This window comes from Clostridium sp. UBA5119 (assembly GCF_002414285.1).
In the GTDB taxonomy this organism is placed as follows: domain Bacteria; phylum Bacillota; class Clostridia; order Clostridiales; family Clostridiaceae; genus Clostridium_J; species Clostridium_J sulfidigenes.
On record NZ_DHYX01000077.1, the window covers coordinates 10,083 to 31,056 of the forward strand.

The window sequence follows — 20,974 nt, forward strand, 5'->3', positions numbered from 1 at the left end:
ACCATACCCTTTTCTAAAGAAGACCATGTAGTAGCTTTTTTAACTTCATTCTCCTTCTCTAAAAGTTCTCTTCTTGAACCAACTATTTTAACTCTATTTCTTTCTCTAGAATATTCTATAAGTTTTATATCAAAATTTTGTCCTATATACTTAGACAAATCACTAACTCTACTTAATTCTATATGAGATGCTGGTATAAATACTCTTTCTCCTTCAAATAAAGCTACAAGTCCACCTTTTACTTCTTGTTTAACTTGAACATTTATTATCTCTCCATTATCAAAAGCAGCCTTTAACACTTGTTGTTGTTCAGCTCTTAAAACCTCAGTTCTTGATAATACAACTAATCCATCAGAATTTTTTCTATTTATTACTTTTGCTTTAACAACATCTCCAACTTTAATTTGTTGATTTAAAGGAGTGCCATTTTCTCTAGAGTATTCCTCTGCTGTTACTATAGCCTCAGTTTTTGTACCTATAGTTAAATATGCTTCTTTTTCATTTACTTTAAATACTTCACCTTCTAGAATACTTCCTACAGATATGTTGCTAGTATCCTTAAAATATTTATCATAAAGGTCCATATCCTCTTGACTTATATCGTTTTGTTTTTTCATTTTACTAATAGCCTCCTCAATTACGTACTCTGGAGTTGACGCCCCAGCAGTAATTCCAATTTTATTTATATTTTCATTCCCTATCATATTTAAAAGTGAAGAATCTACTTTTTCTACATGATAAGTATTTTCACAATTTTTTTTGCAAATTTCATAAAGCTTTGTAGTATTTGAACTATTATACCCACCTAAAACTATCATTAAATCAACCTTTTTAGAAAGTTTATTCGCTGATTCTTGTCTTTCTTCTGTGGCATTACAGATAGTGTTAAAAGCTACTATTTCTTTAGCTAATGATATTACCCTGTTCAAAACCTTTTCCCAATTACCTTGCTTTTCTGTAGTTTGAGAAACTACACATACCTTACCCCTAATTGCATCTATGTTTTCTCCATCCTTAGATATAATAGCTGTATCATTGCACCACCCATTAATTCCTATGACCTCTGGATGCTTATCATCTCCAACAATAATTATATTATATCCTTTGCTATAATACTCCTCAACTTTTTGTTGTATATTTCTCACATATGGACAAGTCCCATTTTCTATTATAACATTATTCCTTCTTAAATGGTCAAATACATTTTTACCAACACCATGAGATCTTATTACTACAACATCATTTTTTTTAAGATTATATGCTTCTTCAAGAGTTATAGAATGAATACCTTTTTCCTGTAAGCTTTTCACAACATCATTATTATGGATTAATGGTCCTAGTGTGTATATATCCTTATCATATTTTTCTCTCAATCTTATAGTCTCTTCAACTGCTCTCTTTACTCCAAAACAAAAACCTGCTTTATTTGCAAGAGTTACTTCAGCCATATTATCCTCACCTCTAATACCATTTACTATAAAATAAATTAATTTAAATTATACATGACTATTTATCTACATTTATATATGATATGTACTTAGATATGGCATCTACTACTTCACTTATACCCATCGTAGAAGTATCAATTTCTATAGCATCTTCAGCTTTTCTTAAAGGATCTACTTCTCTATTTGAATCAATGTAATCTCTTTTTTTTATATCCTCTAATATATTATTATAATCTACTTTTACATTCTTGGCTATAAGCTCATCATACCTACGTTTAGCTCTTTCTTCTGCCCTAGCTGTCAAGAATATTTTTAAGGTTGCATTTTTAAGTACTACTGTACCTATATCCCTACCATCCATTATTACATTGTAATTTTTAGCTATTTCTTGCTGCATTTCAACTAGCTTTTGTCTAACTTCTAGTATAGATGCATATCTCGACACATTATTAGTAACTTCAATACTCCTTAACTCATCAGTCACATCTATATCATTAACAAATAAGTTATCATTATTAAAATACATCTTCAAAGTATCTATAAGTTTACATAAATCACCTACTTGATTAGGTTCAATACCCTTTCTCATTGCAAATAAAGTAACTGCTCTGTACATAGACCCAGTATTTATGTACATTAAATTATATTTTTCTCCTATTAATTTAGCTATAGTACTTTTTCCTGCTCCAGCAGGACCATCAATAGCTATTGATATTTTCATAGTATCACTCCTCAGTTATATAGTTACTATCAATCTATAATTTAAATACATATTTTAAAACTATAAATTTCTCAATAATAACTTTACTTGTATATTTATATCTTACTTCCTGCTATAAAACCTGTAGAAATAGCAATCTGTACATTATAACCTCCAGTATAGGCATCTACATCTATTACTTCTCCAGCAAAACTCAGGTTAGAAACCACCTTAGATTTCATTGTAGACGGATCAATTTCTTTTGTATCAATACCTCCAGATGTAACTATTGCTTCATCTATAGACCTTAATCCTCTTACATCCATCGTAAGATTTGAAATAAGATTTAGAAAAAACCTACGTTGTTCTTTTGTAATACTATTTACCTTTTGATTTTCTGGTATTTTACTTAAATTAATAATAATGGGAATTAATTTTTGTGGAAATAAATCATTTAATGCATTCTTAAAGTCCTTATTATTATACTTTAAAAAATCCTTTTGTATTCTTAAATCTAACTCTTTTTCGCTAAGTGCAGGCTTAAGATTTAATACAATCTTATACTTTTTGCTTGGTTTTATTAAACTACTTGCACTAAGACATAATGGACCAGAAATTCCAAAGTGAGTAAATAACATTTCACCTTGATCTTTAAAAATAATTTTATTGTTCTTATCTAATAATGTAAGTTGTACATTTCTTAGTGATAAACCTTGAAGGTCTTTTACCCAAGCTTCACTAATTTCAATTGGTACTAAGGACGGTTTTATAGACACTACATTATGACCCAAATTTTTGCAAAATCTAAACCCATCACCATTAGATCCAGTTTGAGGATATGAAGCCCCGCCAGTAGCTAAGATTATATTATCACATTCTATATAATCATCATTATCAAGGATTACTGAAGTAATCTTATTATTTTCAACTTTTAATTCTTTTACAGCAATTCCAAGTTTAATTTCAATATTTTTCTCCATTAAAGTTTTTTCAAAGGCTTTTATAATATCTGAAGATTTATCTGAATTAGGAAAAACTCTATCCCCTCTCTCTACTTTAAGTTCAACTCCTCTTTCATTAAAAAACTTAATAGTATCCTCATTGGTAAATGTATAAAGAGCACTATATAGAAAATGAGGATTAGTTGGAATATAATCAAAAAACTCACTAATATCCTTATTATTAGTTACATTACATCTACCTTTCCCAGTAATAAACAGTTTTTTGCCAAGTTTATTATTCTTTTCTATTAATATAACCTTATTGTTTTTACTTGCTGCTATTGCAGCCATCATTCCAGCTGGACCTCCACCTACAACTACTACTTGTGCCAAAAAATCACCATCTCTTCTGTTTTATTTTAAATATATTCCTATATTATAATTTAATATAAAATTCCTAATTATTCAATGAATTTATTTTGTTAACTAAAATTTTATTCTACGTTTATTAGTGGAGTTTAATTATAATAAATTACATTTAAAACTAAAATCTTTGTCATATCACATGAAAAAGGAGAGAATTTAAAAATTCCCTCCTTTAATATTAAAACTATTTTAATTTAATATTAAATATCTCCTTGAGCATGCATTGCTTCAGCAACTTTCATAAATCCAGCAATATTAGCACCAGCAACTAAGTTGTATCCAAATCCACATTGTTCAGCTGCATCCATAGCATTTTTATGGATTGTTACCATTATTTGATGAAGTTTTTGGTCCACCTCTTCAGCTGTCCAAGATATTCTCATACTGTTTTGTGCCATTTCTAATGCAGAAGTAGCAACTCCACCAGCATTAGCAGCTTTAGCAGGTCCAACTATTAATCCATTAGCTAAGAAGTATTCAACCGCTTCGTTTGTACATGGCATATTTGCAGCTTCACATACAAATTTAATTCCATTAGCAACGATTTGTTTTGCATGTTCTATATGAATATCATTTTGAGTTGCGCAAGGCATTATGATGTCAACTTTAACACCCCATGGTTTTTGTCCTGGGAAGAATTCGCATCCAAATTTATCAGCATAATCTTGAACTTTATCTCTACCTGAATTTCTCATTTCAACTAAGTAGTTAATTTTCTCTGGCGTAGTTATTCCATCTTTATCATAGATGTAACCATCTGGTCCAGATAAAGTAACAACTTTACCACCTAAATCAGCAACCTTTCGGCATGCTCCCCAAGCAACGTTACCGAATCCTGAAACTGCAACTGTTTTTCCTTTGAAATCAGTTCCCTCATGTTTAAGCATTTCTTCGCAGAAGTAAGTAACTCCAAATCCTGTTGCTTCTGGTCTTACTAAACTTCCACCATAAGTTAACCCTTTTCCAGTTAAAACTCCATTTTCGAAAGCTCCTCTAATTCTTCTATATTGACCATATAAGTATCCGATTTCTCTTCCACCTACACCGATATCTCCAGCTGGAACGTCCACATCTGGTCCGATGTGTCTTTGCAATTCAGTCATAAACGCTTGACAGAATCTCATGATTTCAGCATCAGACTTACCTCTTGGATCAAAGTCTGAACCACCTTTACCTCCACCTATTGGAAGTCCAGTTAATGCATTTTTAAGAATTTGTTCAAATCCTAGGAATTTGATAATTCCTAAGTAAACAGATGGATGGAATCTTAATCCACCTTTGTAAGGTCCTATAGCTCCATTAAATTGCACTCTAAATCCTCTATTTACTTGAGTTTTACCATTGTCATCTTTCCAAGATACTTTAAACATTATTTGTCTTTCAGGCTCACAGAATCTTTCTAATAGGTTAGACTCTACATATTCTGGGTGCTTGTCAAGTACAGGCCCTATAGAGTTTAAAACCTCTTCAACAGCTTGTATAAATTCTGGTTCAGCGCTGTTTCTTTTTTTCACGTTTTCTAATACTTGCTCAATATAAGCTTTAGTATCCATAGTATCAATACCTCCTAAAATTTAAACAAAATTATTTATATAATTTACTTTTTGTATGATAACACACTGAAGTAAATCTTTACATGTAATATATATTCTATGTATTCGCTTTTTTTCCTTCTTTTTTAAAAACATTTTAACAGATTTATTGCAAATATTAAAAACGATTACATGTCTTTATCTACATAATAGAATACTTTTATCTATAAATCAACATAATTTTATAAAAATTTAGACATAAAAATTAGAACTTGTTAATATCCTTATTTGTTTTGTAAGAATAAATTTGATATTCTTGCCATACTTGCTCAAGTTCCGTAAATGTTTTAGATATTTTATCCTTTTCCTTCAATCCTACAGCTATAATAAGGGCGTTAATAACACTTAATGGTGCCACTAAAGAATCAACAAAGGAGGCCATATTACTTTCAGCTATTAGTACATAATCAGCTTTAGTTGCTAATGGAGATAAAACGCTATCTGTAATTGCAACAACATCAGCTCCCCTTGACTTTGCATAATTAAGGGTTTCAACAGTTCTCATAGCATAACGTGGGAAACCTATACCAATGACACAATCTCCTTCACCTAATGTTAGCATCTGTTCAAAAATATCACTCATTCCGTAAGATACGATTTTTACATTGTCTAATATTAAATTTAAATAAAATCCTAAAAAGTCTGCCAATGCAGCGGAACTTCTTAATCCTACAATATAAATTTTCTTAGAGTTTAAAATACTATTAACTGTACTTTCAAAAGCCTCATAATTTATTTTTTCCATTGTTGCTCTAATATTTTCTATATCTGATTTTAATACTCCTTTTAAAGCGTTATTAGGAATAATAAAATCGTTAGACAATTCTATTCTTTGAGCTGTGGTAAGTTTGTTTTTTATAAGTTCTTGCAACGCCTTCTGGAGTTCAGGATATCCTTCATAACCTAATTGATTAGCAAATCTAACTACCGTTGATTCACCCACACCAACGCTTGCTCCAAGCTTCGCTGCAGTCATAAATGCTGCTTTATCATAATGCTTTAAAATATATTCAGCTATTAACTTCTGCCCTTTACTTAACCTTGAAAATTTAGTTTGTATCATTCTCATTAAATCAGTATTATTATTTTCCATCACTTAACTCCTTTTAAAAGATTATAAAGTATATAATTCATTTTACTGAAAAATGAATTATATACTTCATATTAACACAGTATGGATTATCCTTCAACATAAAACTTCTATGATTATTAATTTTATGAAAATTTTCCTATATAAGAGATAATCATAAACTTATAACATGGTTTAAAATTCCGCATTAAGTATTGTAAAATCACTACTTTAGAGGAATCACTTCTTTTCAATGACTAATAAATACGGAGCCCTTTCACTCCTGTTTATAACTTTATGAATCATTACTCCATACTTATCTTTCGGTAGAGAACTTGCATATTTTAGTATCTGTTCACTTTCACGAAGACCTTCATTATGACCAATATATACTGATATAATGGCAAAACCTCCATTTTTTAATATTTTTAAAGTTCTTTTAATACTTTTTAGTGTAGATTCAGCCTCCGTAGTTATTGATTTGTCGCCACCGGGTAGAAAACCTAAATTATATATGGCTACATCTACTTCTTCAGTTATATGTTTTTCTATATTTTCATGAGAATCACAAATGAGTTTTACATTATTTTTGTTCTTTTTCTTATATTCTTCTATTGCTACTGATTGAATATCAAATGCATAAACTTTTTTAAAGCTCTCACTTAGAAAATCACAATCTCCACCATTCCCAAGAGTCTCATCTATCGCTATATTTTTATCCACCACAAAATTTTCAATTATATAGTGAGATAAATCTGTTATATTTCCCAAGTATTTAAACATTTTTATCTCCTCCATTCTTTAGGTATTGTATTTCTATTTCACTTAGGTATCTCCATTGACCTTCTTTTAATCCGATATCTAATTTTATTTCACCAATTGAAACTCTCTTTAAACTTACAACTGGATGTCCAATTGCTTCACACATTCTTCTCACTTGTCTATTTTTCCCCTCATGGATAGTTATAGCAACTTCACAACTATTTTTATATTTTTCTACCACTTCACATCTTCCCGGTGCAGTAATATAATCCCCAATATTAATTCCTTTTTCAAATTTATGTATTTCATCATTATTGATTATTCCTCTTACTATAGCTATATAAGTTTTATTAATAGAAACTCTCGGGTGCATTACATTGTTATAAACTTCACCATCATTAGTTAAAAGAATTAATCCAGAAGTGTCATAATCCAACCTTCCAATAGGATATATTCTTTCATCTACCTTTACAATATCCAATAAAGTTTTTCTACCTCTATCATCCTTTACAGATGATATATATCCTGTAGGCTTATTCAGCGCTACATATATCTTTTTTTCTTCTGGTTTTATTACTTTATCATCTAATCTAACTTCACTAACTCTAGAGTCAATTTTTGTTCCTAATTCCCTTACTATATTCCCATCAACTTTAACTCTATTAGATAATATTATTTCTTCACATTTTCTTCTAGAAGCAACACCACATCTAGCCATATATTTTTGTAATCTCTCTTCCATTTTAAACTTCCCTTCATAACTCTAATAAAAAGAATTATAATTTTTATTAATAAAAAAATCAATCTAATTAAACAATAAACCGATAACTCTACATATTAATATTTTGTAGTGTTATCGGTTTAAGTATAACCTAGACTTATTTAAATTGATTTAAGTGAGAATTAGGTTGCTGTTCCATATATCCTGTTTTAGAATTTCTACTGTCATTTGATTTGTCATTCATAGAAGTTAATTCACCATTCATCTTATTGGAAGATTTCTTAGGTTTATTCTGCTTATTCTTAGCCATAAAGCTCACCTCCCTATTAACTATTATTTTCAAAATTAATTTTAATATTCAATAATAATAGATCTTACAAATAAAAACTTATAATAAAGTCATATTTTCTAATGAATTGAGAAAATTTGTAATAGATGCTATATTAAAATATGAGATAAAATTTTAATATTATAATTAACTTTAAGGAGGAATACAATTTTGAGTAATCCAATATTTTTTATGCCAACAAAGATCATATGTGAAAAAAATGCAATATCAAATTACGGTAGTATAATGAATTCTTTAGGAAGTACTGCTTTAATAGTGACTGGTAAACATTCTTCTAAAACTAATGGTTCTTTAAATCATGTGGTAAATTCTTTAAAAGAAAACAATATAGATTATCATATCTTTGATGATGTAGAAGAAAATCCATCTACAGAAACAATTAATAAAATAAAATTTTTTGGTGAAGATAAATGTATCGATTTTATTATTGGAATAGGTGGAGGTTCACCTATCGATGCATCTAAAGCTGCAGGAGTACTTCTTTTTAATTCACAAGCCACTACTGAAGATTTATTTACAAATTCCGCTCTTAATTCTCTTCCAATCGTTGCAGTTCCTACCACTGCTGGGACTGGCACAGAAACTACCCCATACTCTATATTAACAGATCATAATATTAAAAATAAAAGAGGTATTTGCCCTAAAATTTTTCCTGTAGTATCATTTTTAGATGCTACTTACTTGATGGATACACCTAAAAATGTGACAATAAATACTTCCATAGATGCCCTTTCACATTTAATAGAAGGATATTTATCTACTAATGCTAACTACTTTAGCAACGCTCTTGCAGAAAGTGGTTTAAAGATATTTAGTGAGTGTATTTCATATATATCTTCAGAAAGCATTTCCTTTGAAATACGTGAAAATTTGTTAATAGCATCTTCCATTGCTGGTATGGTAATTTCACAAAGCGGTACATCTATTCCTCATGGAATGGGATATCCATTAACTTATTATCATAATGTACCTCATGGTAATGCTAATGGTATTCTTTTAAAAGAATACCTTAAAATATACTCAAACAATGCTAAGGATAAAGTAGATAAAATCATATCTTTATTGAACTTCTCAAGTGTAGATGAGTTTGGAAACTTTATATATGATATATTTTCAAAGGATTTGAAAATAACCCTTGATGAATTAAAAAGTTATGCTTCTTATATGAATTCTAATAAAGCAAAACTTAAAAATCATCCCTATCCATTAACCTATGAGGATATACTTAGTATTTATATAAAAAGTATAAAATAATATTAGACCCATTAGAATTAATATACTAATGGGTCTAATATTTTCTTCATTTATAAGTATTCGCTTAATATTTATTTTTTTAAATTACATAAATTAACATTATCAACTTAATCCATGTCATTACAATCAATATCTAGTTGAGAAAGAATACCTTTCGCTATAGCTTTTCCAAATCTCTTTTGATTTTCAATAGTACTAATTACCTTATTATCTTCTTCATTATCTATAAAAGCACATTTGATAATAATTGCATCCATAACAGTGTCTCTTATCAAAGGAAAATAATCTCTTCCACTTTTATTCATTCTATTATAAGTTTTAATTTGTACCTGACCAATATTCATAATTTCATCGCTAATTTTGTTTGTAAGTTCTAAACCTTTACCATTATATATAGAATAAATTATTTCACCTCTATCTCCTCCACCTACATTACAATGGATAGAAATAAAATAATCTGACATATTATTATTTGCCATGGTAGTTCTTTGAGAAAGTCCTAGATATTTATCAGTATATCTTGTCATTTGAACTTTTATTCCATGTCTAAGTAGCTCTTTCTCACATTCTACAGCTATAGTTAGTGTAATATCTTTTTCTATTAGATCACCATAAACGCCTCCTGGATCACTTCCACCATGCCCAGGGTCTAAGGTTATCTTATACATAATTTAAAGCCTCCCATTAATTAATCTCTTAATATATAATATTCTTTAATATTACATATGTGATTAATAATAGGAATAAGCCATCTTTGAATAATACTATAACACTTATCCTATTGTTTCATATAAATTTGACTTAAAACATTATTATAAATAGAAATATTGTATTCTATGGCATGAAAATAATCTACCTTTATTTTTTTATAGTGTTCTATACCTTCATCAGTAATTTTATATAAACGTTTATTTTTTCTATCAAAATCTTCCCATTTAGCTGTAAGATATAAATTTTCCTCCAAATCTCTAAGAAGTGGATACACCAAACCATTAGAAACCTTAGTAAAGTTTTTATTTATATAATTTACTATTTCCAATCCATATTCCTCACTATTTTCATATATTAAATAATGTAGTATATATAATTTTACAAGCTTTGTAGTATTTATTCTATTATCTAATGTTGCAATTCTTTTTCTCGTTTCACCTTTCATTTTTATCTCCTTTAAATTTATTAAATATTTTTCATTGTGATTTTATTATATAGCTTCATTTCAATTATGACAATTATTTTTATGATATAATAATTTATTTGTAGTAATATCTTTAAAATTTTCTTTCAACTTATAGAATCGACTTATATAGTATAAATAATACTACACTTAAGATATAATAAATCTATATTATTATATCTATTTACTATACAAAGGAAGGAGATATTTATGAATATTATAGCAGAGTTTCACTGTCATACAACTGCATCAGATGGGAGGTTCTCCCCTTCTCAAGTAGTGGAAATTGCTAAAAATAAAAATGTTGAACTTTTATCTATAACAGATCACGATACCACTGAAGGTATTAATGAAGCTTTAAATAAAGCTAATGAAATTTCTCTTAATTTTATTCCTGGAATTGAGTTAAGTTGTAATCACAATGGAGAAAGCATACATATTTTGGGATATTTTAGGGGGAATGATTTTAAAGATGAATCCTTAATAAAATTTCTTAATAATTTAAAGAAAAACAGGGAAACTAGAGCTTCATCTATAGTTAAAAATTTAGATAAATACTTTAATATTAAAATAAATGTAGATGATGTTTTAAAAATTAGTAATGGTGTTATAGCTAGACCTCATATAGCACAAGCCATAGTAAATGCTGGATATCCCTTTGATTTCCACCATATATTCGAAAAATTTATAGGAGATGATAGCCCTGCCTATATTCCTAATAAACACATATCCATACCAGAAGGAATTGGACTTCTAAAAAAATATAATTGCATAGTAATTTTAGCACATCCTAAACTTATAAAAAAAACACCTATTAAAAATATATTAAATTATGATTTTCATGGTATTGAAGCACTATATTATCAAAACTTTAAAAGAGAAACCGATGAATTTATATCCTTAGCTAAATCAAGGGATATGATAATAACTTGTGGTTCTGATTTTCATGGAATTTCTAAAGATGATACTAAACACGGTAACATCGGAGATATGTTTCTTAGTGAGGAAGATTTTAAGAAGTTTATGATTATGTATAAAAATTAGAATAATTAGGTATACTAAAGTAAAATTATTTTCGGAGGAGATAAAATGGTTTTACTTCAATGTTCAGTTCATAACTGTGTACATAATAATTCCAACTACTGTAATTTAAATCAAATAACCATTGGGGGTTCCAATACCTATCAACCTGATGGTACAAATTGTGAAAACTTTATAAAAAAATCAAGTGCATTAACAAATTCTATAAGTATAAATACTCCTTATTCTAATGTAAATTGCAGGGCTGAACAATGTATTTATAATAAAAAACTTAAATNNCACTGCAAACTCTATTGATATTTCTGGTTATACCTCATCTACTAATGAAGAGACCTTATGTGCCAACTTTCAATATAATCCTAACTAAATATTTTCCTTTAAATAAGTGTAAGTAGTAATAAATTAAGTATAATTATTACTTACACTTATTATTTTTATGCAACTAATTCATTAATAATTATTAATTTCTATAGCTAAAAAATAAATTAGTATATATCTTTTCATTTGGCTCTCTTATGTATGTTTAATTTAAACTTAATATTTTATAATCAAAAGCTATCATACAAATTGCCATATCTTTTTACATTTTATTGAAAAAATATAATATTTTTTTAAGTTTAAATATAATATTTATGTATAATTATGTTGCATTATGGGGAAAGCTTATGTATAATTATACATAAATTCATTAAGGAAAGGATGTATATAAATGGACAGCAAAAATAATAAAGTGTCTACTTCAGCAAATAATAAAAATTATTCATATATATTAGCTGTAATTAAATTTCTTATATTATCTTCTTTAGGTATCTTCTTATTTATGATTCCAATTACTAAAGGAGAAGAAGTAGTTATACCTGTTGCAACTTTATCAACCTATGTTCAAGAAGCTCTTGGCCAATCACTTCCATACATAATAACAACCATAATAGTTGTAACTGCATTTTTTACAATAGTAACTAAAGTATTTAAGCCTAAATTTATTATTAAAAATAATTTTTTAAATTCTCTTTTTAATGTAAATAATATTTGGTTTATTATCAGAGTTTTAGGTGGAATATTCATAATATGTACAATCTTTAAAATAGGGCCTAAAGTAATTTGGTCAGAAAATACAGGAGGAATGATCTTATCCGATTTACTCCCTATACTCTTTTCAGTATTTTTATTTGCCGGATTATTTCTACCTCTTCTTCTTAATTTCGGACTTTTAGAATTTGTAGGCTCTCTCCTAGTAAAGATAATGAGACCAATTTTTAATCTACCTGGTTCTGCTGCAATAGATTGTATTGCATCTTGGCTTGGAGATGGTACTATTGGTGTTCTTTTAACAAGCAAACAATATGTTGATGGGTATTATACTGAAAGAGAGGCCTGTGTAATTGGTACAACCTTTTCTTTAGTGTCAATAACTTTTAGCTTGGTTGTAATTGATACTGTTGGTCTTAGTCATATGTTTTTACCCTTCTATCTATCAGTTACCTTCGCTGGTTTAGTGGCTGCTATATTAGTGCCTAAAATACCTCCACTATCTAGAAAAAAAGATATATACTATAATAATGCAAATAATTCTATGGAAAACCTTCTTCCTGAAGGTTATACACCTTTTAAATTTGGGTTAGAGAAAGCACTAGATAAAGCCAAATCTTCATCCTTAAAAAAAGATGTATTTGCTAAAGGAACATTAAATGTTATAGATATGTGGTTTGGTGTAATTCCTGTAGTTATGGCTGTAGGAACTATAGCACTAATGATAGCAGAATATACACCATTATTTCAAATTCTTGGTTTACCCTTTATACCAATTTTAAAACTTCTACAAATTCCTGAAGCTACAGCAGCTTCTAGCACATTAGTAGCTGGATTCGCAGACATGCTATTACCATCTATAATGTCAGGTGGAATTCAAAGTGATATGACAAGATTTATTATAGCTGCAACTTCTATAACCCAGCTTATAAGNNAAATACCTGTTAATATAAAAGAATTATTCATAATATTTATAGAAAGAACTTTAATAACTCTTCCTATAATTTCAATTATTGCTCACTTCATATTCTAAAATAATTTCTAATATCTAGTTATATTTATTTTAAAGAAAAGCAGATCATATTTTATTAATTCAATATGGTCTGTTTTCTTTAATTTTTAATATTAGCCTATTCAATAGTAATGGTAATTATCTTTTAAAATTATAATAATTTATGTATAATGTAATTTATAAGTAAAATAAAAAGCATTAATTTTTTTTAAAATAATATATACTCTATTATAATTGGGGAATCTTAAAGGAGGCATGACAATGTGGATTAATAATTTAATCAGTATAAAAAAAGTAAATATAGAAAATATATCTACTCTTATAATCTATCCTAAAAATTTTACTGAAAAACTTCCTGTAATATTCTTTTATCATGGATGGAGCTCTAATAAAGATGTTCATAAAAACCTAGGGAGTTTCTTAGCTTGCAATGGATATATGGTAGTTATACCTGATTCAATAAATCATGGTGATCGTGGAACCATAGATTATTGGCAAGGTGAAAGTGGATTAACTAAGTTTTGGCCAACGGTGTTATCATCTGTAAAAGAATTCAGTTTTATTCTTGATTATATTAAATCTAACTACAATATAGATGAACACAGAATTGGAGTTTCTGGTCATTCCATGGGAGGAATGATTACTTCTGGTATCATTGCTCATAATAAATGCATTAAGGCTGGAGTAATTATGAATAGCTCTGGTGCTTGGGTTGAAGCAACTTTAGAAATAATTGGGGATCAGTATAAAGATAATAAGGATTATATAGATAAAAGCTTAAATGAACTATCTTCCTATAGCCCTATAAATAATATTAATAATTTTAATAATACTCCTCTTCTTTTACTTCACGGGGATAAGGATGCTTTAGTGCCAATTAAAAGTGAGATTGCTTTCTTTAATGCAATAAAACATCACTATCAAAATAAAGATTTAGTAGATATGAAAACCTACGACAGACTAAACCATTATATAACAGAGGCTATAGTTTCTGAAGCTCTTCAATGGTTTGATACTTATTTGTAAGTAAAAATGAGTGGAATTGTCCACTCATTTTTATTATTCTATATACTTAACTATATTTATACCATTTATTTTCATCTTGTATAAACTTATTAAATTCATCAAATCTCCATTATGTATTCCTAAATCATAAGTTTNNTTCATTGAAGTAGGTTATTAAGGATATAGCTAAGGTTTCTACACATATATCTGTACAAACACCTGTAACTATAAAGTTATTAATGCTAGAATTTTCTTTAAGCCATTGTTGAAATTCTTTAGTATGAAATCCATTAGTACTATTCTTCTTTATAATTTTATTATTCTTTGTATAAACCTTTAGTTCTTCTATTAACTCTGATTCTACTGTATTAGCTATACAGTGAGGTGGATATGCATTAAACTCACTAGAGTATTCTTCATGAAAATCTATAAAGAATATTTTTTTATAACCTGTAGTTTTATCATTTAGCTTCACTAAAGGGCTTATTATATTCTTCACCCTAGAAGACGCCAAAGGTCCTACATCATAAAAACCCCTAACCATATCAACTACTATTATTGCTGTATTTTCCTCTTTCAAATCCTTTAAATTAATAGATTCTAAATCTATTAATGCTTTTTCCATCTCCTTTAATATCTCATACACTTAATTCACTTCCTATAAGCTTTAAATTTAAATTTTATGGACATTAAGTTACACTATTTTTTACCTTTTACCTTCATAATAGTTTTAGTTACCTTGTATCCAATTCCAATAGCAGCAATAACTACACCAGCAACTAATGCTGAAGATAATTTTTCATTATGTTTTTCTAATTGTTCTAATTCAAGATTTTTAAATTTATTTTTTATGTCTATATGTTTTAAAGTCATAGATATCACCCTTTCTATATTATCTTATATTGGATTATACCACTTTCTTCATATAAATTGTTTAAACTTTTACTGAATAATAAACTAAAACTTTACAATTACCTTAATATGAGGTTTTTTATCCTTTATTAAATTAACACTCTGTACTATAATTACTAATATACGTTATTATAATGGAGGATTTATTATGTTTAAAACAATTATTTGGTTTGGTCATTTTGCCATTAGTCTTTTGACCAAAATTGGACCAATGTATAAAGTTAATTATTTAGAGAAACAAAGAAAAACTGAAGAAATGGAAGCTTATATACATAAAGTAACATCAAAGTGGGCTATGTCGCAGCTTAAATATAGCGGAGCAACAGTATCTGTTTATGGTGAAGATAATATTCCATCTAATATTCCTGTAGTGTTTATTAGTAATCATCAAGGAAATTTTGATATTCCACTATTAATGAGTTATATTAATAAACCAAAAGGTTTTATTGCTAAAGTTGAAACTTTAAAAATACCTATAGTTAGAACCTGGATGCAATATATTCACTGTGTATTTATGGATAGAAGTAATCTTAGAAAATCTGCTGCTGCTATAATTGAAGGGGTAAAAATAATTAAAGCTGGTCATTCACTAGTTATATTCCCAGAAGGTACTAGAAGTAAGGGTGGTCCTCTAGGTGAATTTAAAGCTGGTAGCTTTAAACTGGCAACTAAATCTAATGCACCTATTGTACCTATAACTATAAATGGTTCTTATAAACTTATGGAAGCTAATAACAATAGAATTAAGGCTGCTAATGTAGATTTATTTATTCATCCTCCTATTGAAACTAAAAATTTATCTAAAGAAGAACAAGAAAAACTTCCTACTGTGGTTAAAGAAATAATAGCTAGTAAACTTTATAATTAGTTTAACATTTTTAATTATTTCAAAATCATCTATTTAATTTTAAAATAATCATTTGATAATATTGAAATATTAACCTTATTACAGTATTATCAAATAGTATGTAAGTTTGCATAGGAGGAAATAATAAATGAAATATGTTACTTTAGGAGTTTGCTCAAAAGAAATTAACTTTGACGTAGTTGAAAATAAAATAAAAAATGTAAGCTTTATAGGAGGTTGTGACGGTAATCTATTAGGTATTTCTAGTTTAATAGAAGGCATGGATATCAATGAAGTTATATCAAGACTAAAAGGAATCCAGTGCGGTTCAAAATATACCTCCTGTCCAGATCAATTAGCAAGAGCTTTAGAAATCTATAAAACTAAAAATTAAAATGAAGCTATCNNGATAGCTTCATTTTAATTTTTTTCTAATACCAAATCTCCCATTACAATACCTACCACTTGTCCACTATTATTCTTTATAGGTACTGAAAGAGCTATACAATATCCATCAGTATCAGAAGATATGTATGGCTCTGACTTATATACTAATCCTTTAATGGATTCTTTAAAGTATGGTCTATGAGAATAATTACAATATAACTCTTCCCTGTTTCCCTCAAGGGTTATCCCTTTAGTATCTCCATTTATATCCATAACTGATAGTAGATAAAAGAACGGATATTTTTTCACAAATTCTTTTAATGTTTTATTACACTTAGTTTCTTCTAAAGAAATTATTGCGCCTTCTTTTGCAACAATATTCAAAATATTTTTAGCATTATTTATATATTTTTCAGTATCTTCATCTAAAATATAATTTTGTGCAAAAGATGATATTATAAGCTTCATATCTTTATTCATATTTACAACTTCTTTAATATTATCAGAAACACGCTTTACTACCTTAAGTTGAGCCTTAGAACTTTCTGCTGTATTTTGTACATGAATGGTAGTTTTAGAAACAAAATTAGAAATACTATTTATAGATAGTTCTATATTCCTTAAATTTACATTTTGTTCCTCAATAGCTTTATTTATTTCTTGTATAGAGCTTAATGTATTCATACTTGAACTAGATATAGATTTAAAATTTTCACTATTTTTCTCAGCGTATGAAATAGATTCTTTTATAACTGATAAGTCTTCTTCCATTATAGATCCAAATTCATATATATCTTTTTGAACATTATCTGTTATCTTTTGAATTTCATCTGCTTGTACAGATGACATTTCTGCCAACTTTCTTATTTCCTCAGCCACTACAGAAAAACCTCTTCCAGCTTCTCCTGCTCTTGCAGCTTCTATGGATGCATTTAAAGATAATAAATTGGTAGTACCACTTATTTCTTTTACAGTATCAGATATATCTTGAATTTTTTGTGCACCAATTTCTAAGGCTTTTATCCTAAGAGAGAGTTCCTTTTCCAAACATAGTGATTTTTCCATCTTATTAATAAGTTTATCAAACTCACTCTTGCTTTCACTTACAGATTCCATCATTAACATAGCTGTTTTTTCTACGCTATGAGAATTTCTAACCATAGTTCCATGATTTAAAACAATACTTTCTATATCACTTCTAACAGATACAACTTTATCAACCTGATTATTCATATCATCCGATATGGTGGTAATAGATTCTACATTTTCAACCACATGTAACTCCATATTTTTCATATCTTTATTTAAGACATCACAGTTTACAAGTATTCTATCACTAATTTCTGTAGATTTTCCTATAAGCCTTCTAACCTTTATCATAAAGTCATTGGAATAAACAATTAGTTCTTTTATTATTTTAATTTTGTTTGCCTTTAGTTTCTTTGTTAAATCACCTTGAGCAATTTTCTCCATTTCATTAGTTAGCCTTCTTAATGAACTTCTAATTCTTATATTAAATATAGAAACTATGATTAAAGTCACAATAAGAATTCCTATTATACCCCAAAATATATCTTGTGTTTTCAAATTTTCACCCCCTCTATATGAAATTAAATCCATATAATATATAATTATACATTATTCTCAATACATTTCCTATAAAAATATTACTTATTAAGTAGAATAACTGAATTTTGGATACATCCAACAGTTTTTCCCAATAGTTTTCTAGGTAAAACTCTAGATATTCCTATAGCAATTTTATTTTTAATCCCAGGTATAATTATACTTTTTCCTTTTATAAATTCTTTATACCCTATTTCAGCTACTAATTTAGGCGACATTGCTCCTCTTAATTCTCTTTTGCCAGCTCTTTGATGAAAATCTGTTTTTGTAGTTCCTGGACAAAGTCCACTTACCTGAATATTATACTTTTTAAGTTCTATTGATAAAGCTTCCGTTAAAGATAGTACATAAGCTTTTGATGCATAATATACTGCAGTATACGGTCCTGGTTGATATGCACCAGTAGATGCCACATTTAGGATTTTTCCACCCCCATTTTTAATCATTTGATTAGAAATTAAATATGTAATCTCCGTTAAAGCAACCATATTAGTTTGTATTACTAAACCATGACTTTCCATATTAATTTCATGAAATAGACCACAATAACCTACACCAGCATTATTTATTAGTACATCTATACTTATATCTAAATTTATAATTTCATTAAAAATCTCATTTCCACTATGAGATTTAGATAAATCCTTCTCAATTATAATAACTTCTATTCCATAAATCTTTGATAGCTCCTCTTTAATCCTTCTTAAAACTTCAATTCTTCTAGCAACTAAAATTAAATTATAGCCATTTTGAGCAAAGATTTTACTAAGCTCATATCCAATTCCAGACGAAGCTCCAGTAATTAACGCTGTTTCTCTTTTAATTTTCATATATAATCCCTCCCTGAAAATTCAAACTATACTATCATAAAATAGTTAATATTTATTTTTTCATATATATAATGCAGATTTAAATTATTAATTCAAATTTTAATTCAATTAAATGAAAATTACTAGATATTTTATCTTTATATAGATATATTATAAATAATCTAAGCAATTTTAACCTAAACTATATAGTATAAAAGATTAAATATTACATTTGTAAAATAAATATGGAGGATATTTATGAAATTTAAAAACCTTTCCCTTGATTTTTTTCGTAGGGACGCAAGAGAAGTTGCCGAGGACCTCTTAGGTAAAATAATAGTAAGGAATTATATGGGATATAAGCTCACTGGTAGAATTGTAGAAACTGAGGCTTATGTGGGAAAATTTGATAAAGCTTCTCACGCCTATAACTATAAGAAAACCACTAGAACGGAACCTTTATTTAAAAGTGCTGGTATAGCCTACGTATATAAAATATATGGAATGTATAACTGCATGAATATAGTAACCGGTTATGAAGACGATCCTCAAGGAGTCTTAATTCGTGCCATTGAACCAATAGAAGGTATTGAAGTTATGAGTGAAAACAGATTTAATAAACCTTTTACTAAGCTTAAGCCCCGCGAAATATTAAATCTCACTTCTGGTCCTGGAAAACTATGTATAGCCCTTAATATAGACAAATCTTTAAATACCCATTCTATATTAAGTGAGGAATTATCCTTATATGCTGACGATTTTAAAGATTTCAAAATTGTATATTCTAAAAGGATTGGCATTGATTACGCTGAAGAGGCAAAAGATTTTCTTTGGAGGTACTATATTGAAGGTAATAAATATGTTTCAGTTATAGATAAAAAATCATCTCTATAAAATTACAGAGATGATTTTTTATCTATATTTCTAATTATAGTTTTAAAAATTTATTAAATCTATTTCTTACTGTTTCTTCTCCCATTATTTGCATAATAGTATAAAGGTCTGGTGTATTATTTCTATAAGTTAATGCTGTTCTTACACATCCAGCTACATCTGAAACCATACCTTTGTAATTTTCAGGGTTTTTCTTAAAGGCTTTTCTATCTGTAGCGTACCCTAATTCTACAGCTACTACTTTTAAATCTTCAAACCAAGTATCCTTATCAGTATTAAAATTATATGCCTTAGCATAAGCTTCTATTACCCTTTTAGCTTCTGCTAAATCAATATTCTTAGGAAATTCTATTTCTTCTGAAGTACTGTTGAATAATTCATCAAAGAAGAAAAATATTTTTTCCTTAACATCATTCCATTTAGCAAAATCCTTTCTAGGTTTTGGTCCTTCTTTATCAATATTAAATATTTCTTTACACATTAATTCATTGTTAGTTACTATGTCATACATTTCCTTATCATAATTCTTAGCCCAATTTATAAAGTAGTCATATACCACATCAGCCTTTAACTTGCAAATTACATTTTTACTTACGTCACTTAATTTTACAATATCAAATAAAGCACCACTTTTACTCATCTTATCTAGATATACTCTAAATTCATGATAATCAGATAATGGATTTTCTTCTCTCCACTGTTCAAAAGTAGAATTTATTATATTAAGTAAATATTCTATAACAGATATCACAGGATATCCTTCTTCATCATAATAACTTACTGCACTTTCAGGATCTTTTCTCTTAGATAGTTTTCTTTTAGAATCTCCATCTAACTTCATTATTGTAGGAGTATGTGCATATTCAGGTCTATCAAATCCAAGAACATCAAAAAGTTGAATATGAATTGGAAGAGATGATAACCATTCTTCGCCCCTAATTACAGTAGTAGTTCCCATGAGCGCATCATCAATAGC

23 protein-coding genes are annotated in these 20,974 nt (G+C 28.0%); 8 read left to right on the top strand and 15 right to left on the bottom strand.

What is annotated here, in order from left to right; all coding sequences use genetic code 11:
* The 8 genes from ispH to B2671_RS12005 all read right to left on the bottom strand — a co-directional run.
* The coding region (ispH, locus tag B2671_RS11970; protein ID WP_346870629.1) for a 4-hydroxy-3-methylbut-2-enyl diphosphate reductase at positions 1-1,448 on the bottom strand (1,448 nt) is incomplete at its 3' end.
* Between the two features lie 58 nt (positions 1,449-1,506).
* Positions 1,507-2,169, bottom strand: coding sequence for a (d)CMP kinase (gene cmk, locus B2671_RS11975; RefSeq protein ID WP_346870630.1), 663 nt, complete (start codon positions 2,167-2,169; stop codon positions 1,507-1,509).
* A gap of 95 nt (positions 2,170-2,264) precedes the next feature.
* Complete coding sequence (locus B2671_RS11980) at positions 2,265-3,482, bottom strand: NAD(P)/FAD-dependent oxidoreductase (protein WP_346870631.1); 1,218 nt, start codon at positions 3,480-3,482, stop codon at positions 2,265-2,267.
* Between the two features lie 233 nt (positions 3,483-3,715).
* Entirely contained in the window at positions 3,716-5,068 is a 1,353-nt protein-coding gene (gdhA, locus tag B2671_RS11985; RefSeq protein ID WP_346870632.1) for an NADP-specific glutamate dehydrogenase, read from the bottom strand.
* Between the two features lie 244 nt (positions 5,069-5,312).
* Positions 5,313-6,200, bottom strand: a complete 888-nt coding sequence (locus B2671_RS11990; RefSeq protein ID WP_346870633.1) for a MurR/RpiR family transcriptional regulator — start codon at positions 6,198-6,200, stop codon at positions 5,313-5,315.
* Between the two features lie 216 nt (positions 6,201-6,416).
* On the bottom strand, positions 6,417-6,959 hold the full coding sequence (locus B2671_RS11995) for a class I SAM-dependent methyltransferase (protein ID WP_346870634.1): 543 nt from the start codon (positions 6,957-6,959) through the stop codon (positions 6,417-6,419).
* Positions 6,952-7,680 (bottom strand): pseudouridine synthase, encoded by a 729-nt coding sequence (locus B2671_RS12000; RefSeq protein WP_346870635.1) that lies wholly within the window; start codon positions 7,678-7,680, stop codon positions 6,952-6,954. The genes B2671_RS11995 and B2671_RS12000 overlap by 8 nt, the downstream gene beginning before the upstream one ends.
* Before the next feature lie 136 nt (positions 7,681-7,816).
* A complete protein-coding gene (locus tag B2671_RS12005; RefSeq protein ID WP_167403023.1) occupies positions 7,817-7,969 on the bottom strand; it encodes a hypothetical protein in 153 nt (50 codons plus the stop codon).
* Between the two features lie 189 nt (positions 7,970-8,158).
* Between B2671_RS12005 and B2671_RS12010 the strand changes: the two genes are divergently transcribed.
* Positions 8,159-9,262, top strand: coding sequence for an iron-containing alcohol dehydrogenase family protein (locus B2671_RS12010; protein WP_346870636.1), 1,104 nt, complete (start codon positions 8,159-8,161; stop codon positions 9,260-9,262).
* A gap of 107 nt (positions 9,263-9,369) precedes the next feature.
* On the opposite strand, the gene B2671_RS12015 is transcribed toward B2671_RS12010, so the two are convergent.
* Positions 9,370-9,930: an N-acetylmuramoyl-L-alanine amidase gene (locus B2671_RS12015; protein ID WP_346870637.1), complete on the bottom strand. Its 561-nt coding sequence runs from the start codon at positions 9,928-9,930 to the stop codon at positions 9,370-9,372.
* Positions 9,931-10,040: 110 nt separating this feature from the next.
* A complete protein-coding gene (locus tag B2671_RS12020) occupies positions 10,041-10,418 on the bottom strand; it encodes a PadR family transcriptional regulator (protein ID WP_346870638.1) in 378 nt (125 codons plus the stop codon).
* A 228-nt stretch (positions 10,419-10,646) separates the two neighbouring features.
* On the opposite strand from B2671_RS12020, the gene B2671_RS12025 reads away from it, so the two are divergent.
* The 4 genes from B2671_RS12025 to B2671_RS12040 all read left to right on the top strand — a co-directional run bounded on the left by B2671_RS12025 (position 10,647) and on the right by B2671_RS12040 (position 14,544).
* Positions 10,647-11,480, top strand: a complete 834-nt coding sequence (locus tag B2671_RS12025; protein WP_346870639.1) for a PHP domain-containing protein — start codon at positions 10,647-10,649, stop codon at positions 11,478-11,480.
* Positions 11,481-11,525: 45 nt separating this feature from the next.
* Positions 11,526-11,774, top strand: a complete 249-nt coding sequence (locus tag B2671_RS12030) for a DUF1540 domain-containing protein (protein ID WP_346870640.1) — start codon at positions 11,526-11,528, stop codon at positions 11,772-11,774.
* 433 nt (positions 11,775-12,207) lie between these two features.
* Complete coding sequence (locus tag B2671_RS12035; protein WP_346870657.1) at positions 12,208-13,539, top strand: YjiH family protein; 1,332 nt, start codon at positions 12,208-12,210, stop codon at positions 13,537-13,539.
* Between the two features lie 240 nt (positions 13,540-13,779).
* Positions 13,780-14,544, top strand: a complete 765-nt coding sequence (locus B2671_RS12040) for an alpha/beta hydrolase family protein (RefSeq protein WP_346870641.1) — start codon at positions 13,780-13,782, stop codon at positions 14,542-14,544.
* A 124-nt stretch (positions 14,545-14,668) separates the two neighbouring features.
* Here the strand turns inward: B2671_RS12040 and B2671_RS12045 are convergent, their stop codons facing one another.
* Both B2671_RS12045 and B2671_RS12050 read right to left on the bottom strand, forming a co-directional pair.
* The gene (locus B2671_RS12045) at positions 14,669-15,148 is read right to left on the bottom strand and encodes an isochorismatase family cysteine hydrolase (RefSeq protein ID WP_422653240.1); all 480 of its coding nucleotides are present in this window, start codon (positions 15,146-15,148) and stop codon (positions 14,669-14,671) included.
* Positions 15,149-15,222: 74 nt separating this feature from the next.
* Entirely contained in the window at positions 15,223-15,396 is a 174-nt protein-coding gene (locus B2671_RS12050) for a hypothetical protein (protein ID WP_346870643.1), read from the bottom strand.
* A 187-nt stretch (positions 15,397-15,583) separates the two neighbouring features.
* On the opposite strand from B2671_RS12050, the gene B2671_RS12055 reads away from it, so the two are divergent.
* Both B2671_RS12055 and B2671_RS12060 read left to right on the top strand, forming a co-directional pair.
* Positions 15,584-16,303 carry a lysophospholipid acyltransferase family protein gene (locus B2671_RS12055; RefSeq protein WP_346870644.1) on the top strand — a complete coding sequence of 240 codons (720 nt, stop codon included), beginning with the start codon at positions 15,584-15,586 and terminating at the stop codon, positions 16,301-16,303.
* 127 nt (positions 16,304-16,430) lie between these two features.
* On the top strand, positions 16,431-16,676 hold the full coding sequence (locus tag B2671_RS12060; RefSeq protein WP_346870645.1) for a TIGR03905 family TSCPD domain-containing protein: 246 nt from the start codon (positions 16,431-16,433) through the stop codon (positions 16,674-16,676).
* A gap of 26 nt (positions 16,677-16,702) precedes the next feature.
* On the opposite strand, the gene B2671_RS12065 is transcribed toward B2671_RS12060, so the two are convergent.
* A complete protein-coding gene (locus B2671_RS12065; RefSeq protein ID WP_346870646.1) occupies positions 16,703-18,256 on the bottom strand; it encodes a methyl-accepting chemotaxis protein in 1,554 nt (517 codons plus the stop codon).
* Positions 18,257-18,336: 80 nt separating this feature from the next.
* Complete coding sequence (locus tag B2671_RS12070) at positions 18,337-19,125, bottom strand: SDR family oxidoreductase (protein WP_346870647.1); 789 nt, start codon at positions 19,123-19,125, stop codon at positions 18,337-18,339.
* A 237-nt stretch (positions 19,126-19,362) separates the two neighbouring features.
* On the opposite strand from B2671_RS12070, the gene B2671_RS12075 reads away from it, so the two are divergent.
* Complete coding sequence (locus B2671_RS12075; RefSeq protein WP_346870648.1) at positions 19,363-19,998, top strand: DNA-3-methyladenine glycosylase; 636 nt, start codon at positions 19,363-19,365, stop codon at positions 19,996-19,998.
* Positions 19,999-20,032: 34 nt separating this feature from the next.
* On the opposite strand, the gene B2671_RS12080 is transcribed toward B2671_RS12075, so the two are convergent.
* The coding region (locus tag B2671_RS12080; RefSeq protein WP_346870649.1) for a glutamate--tRNA ligase family protein at positions 20,033-20,974 on the bottom strand (942 nt) is incomplete at its 5' end.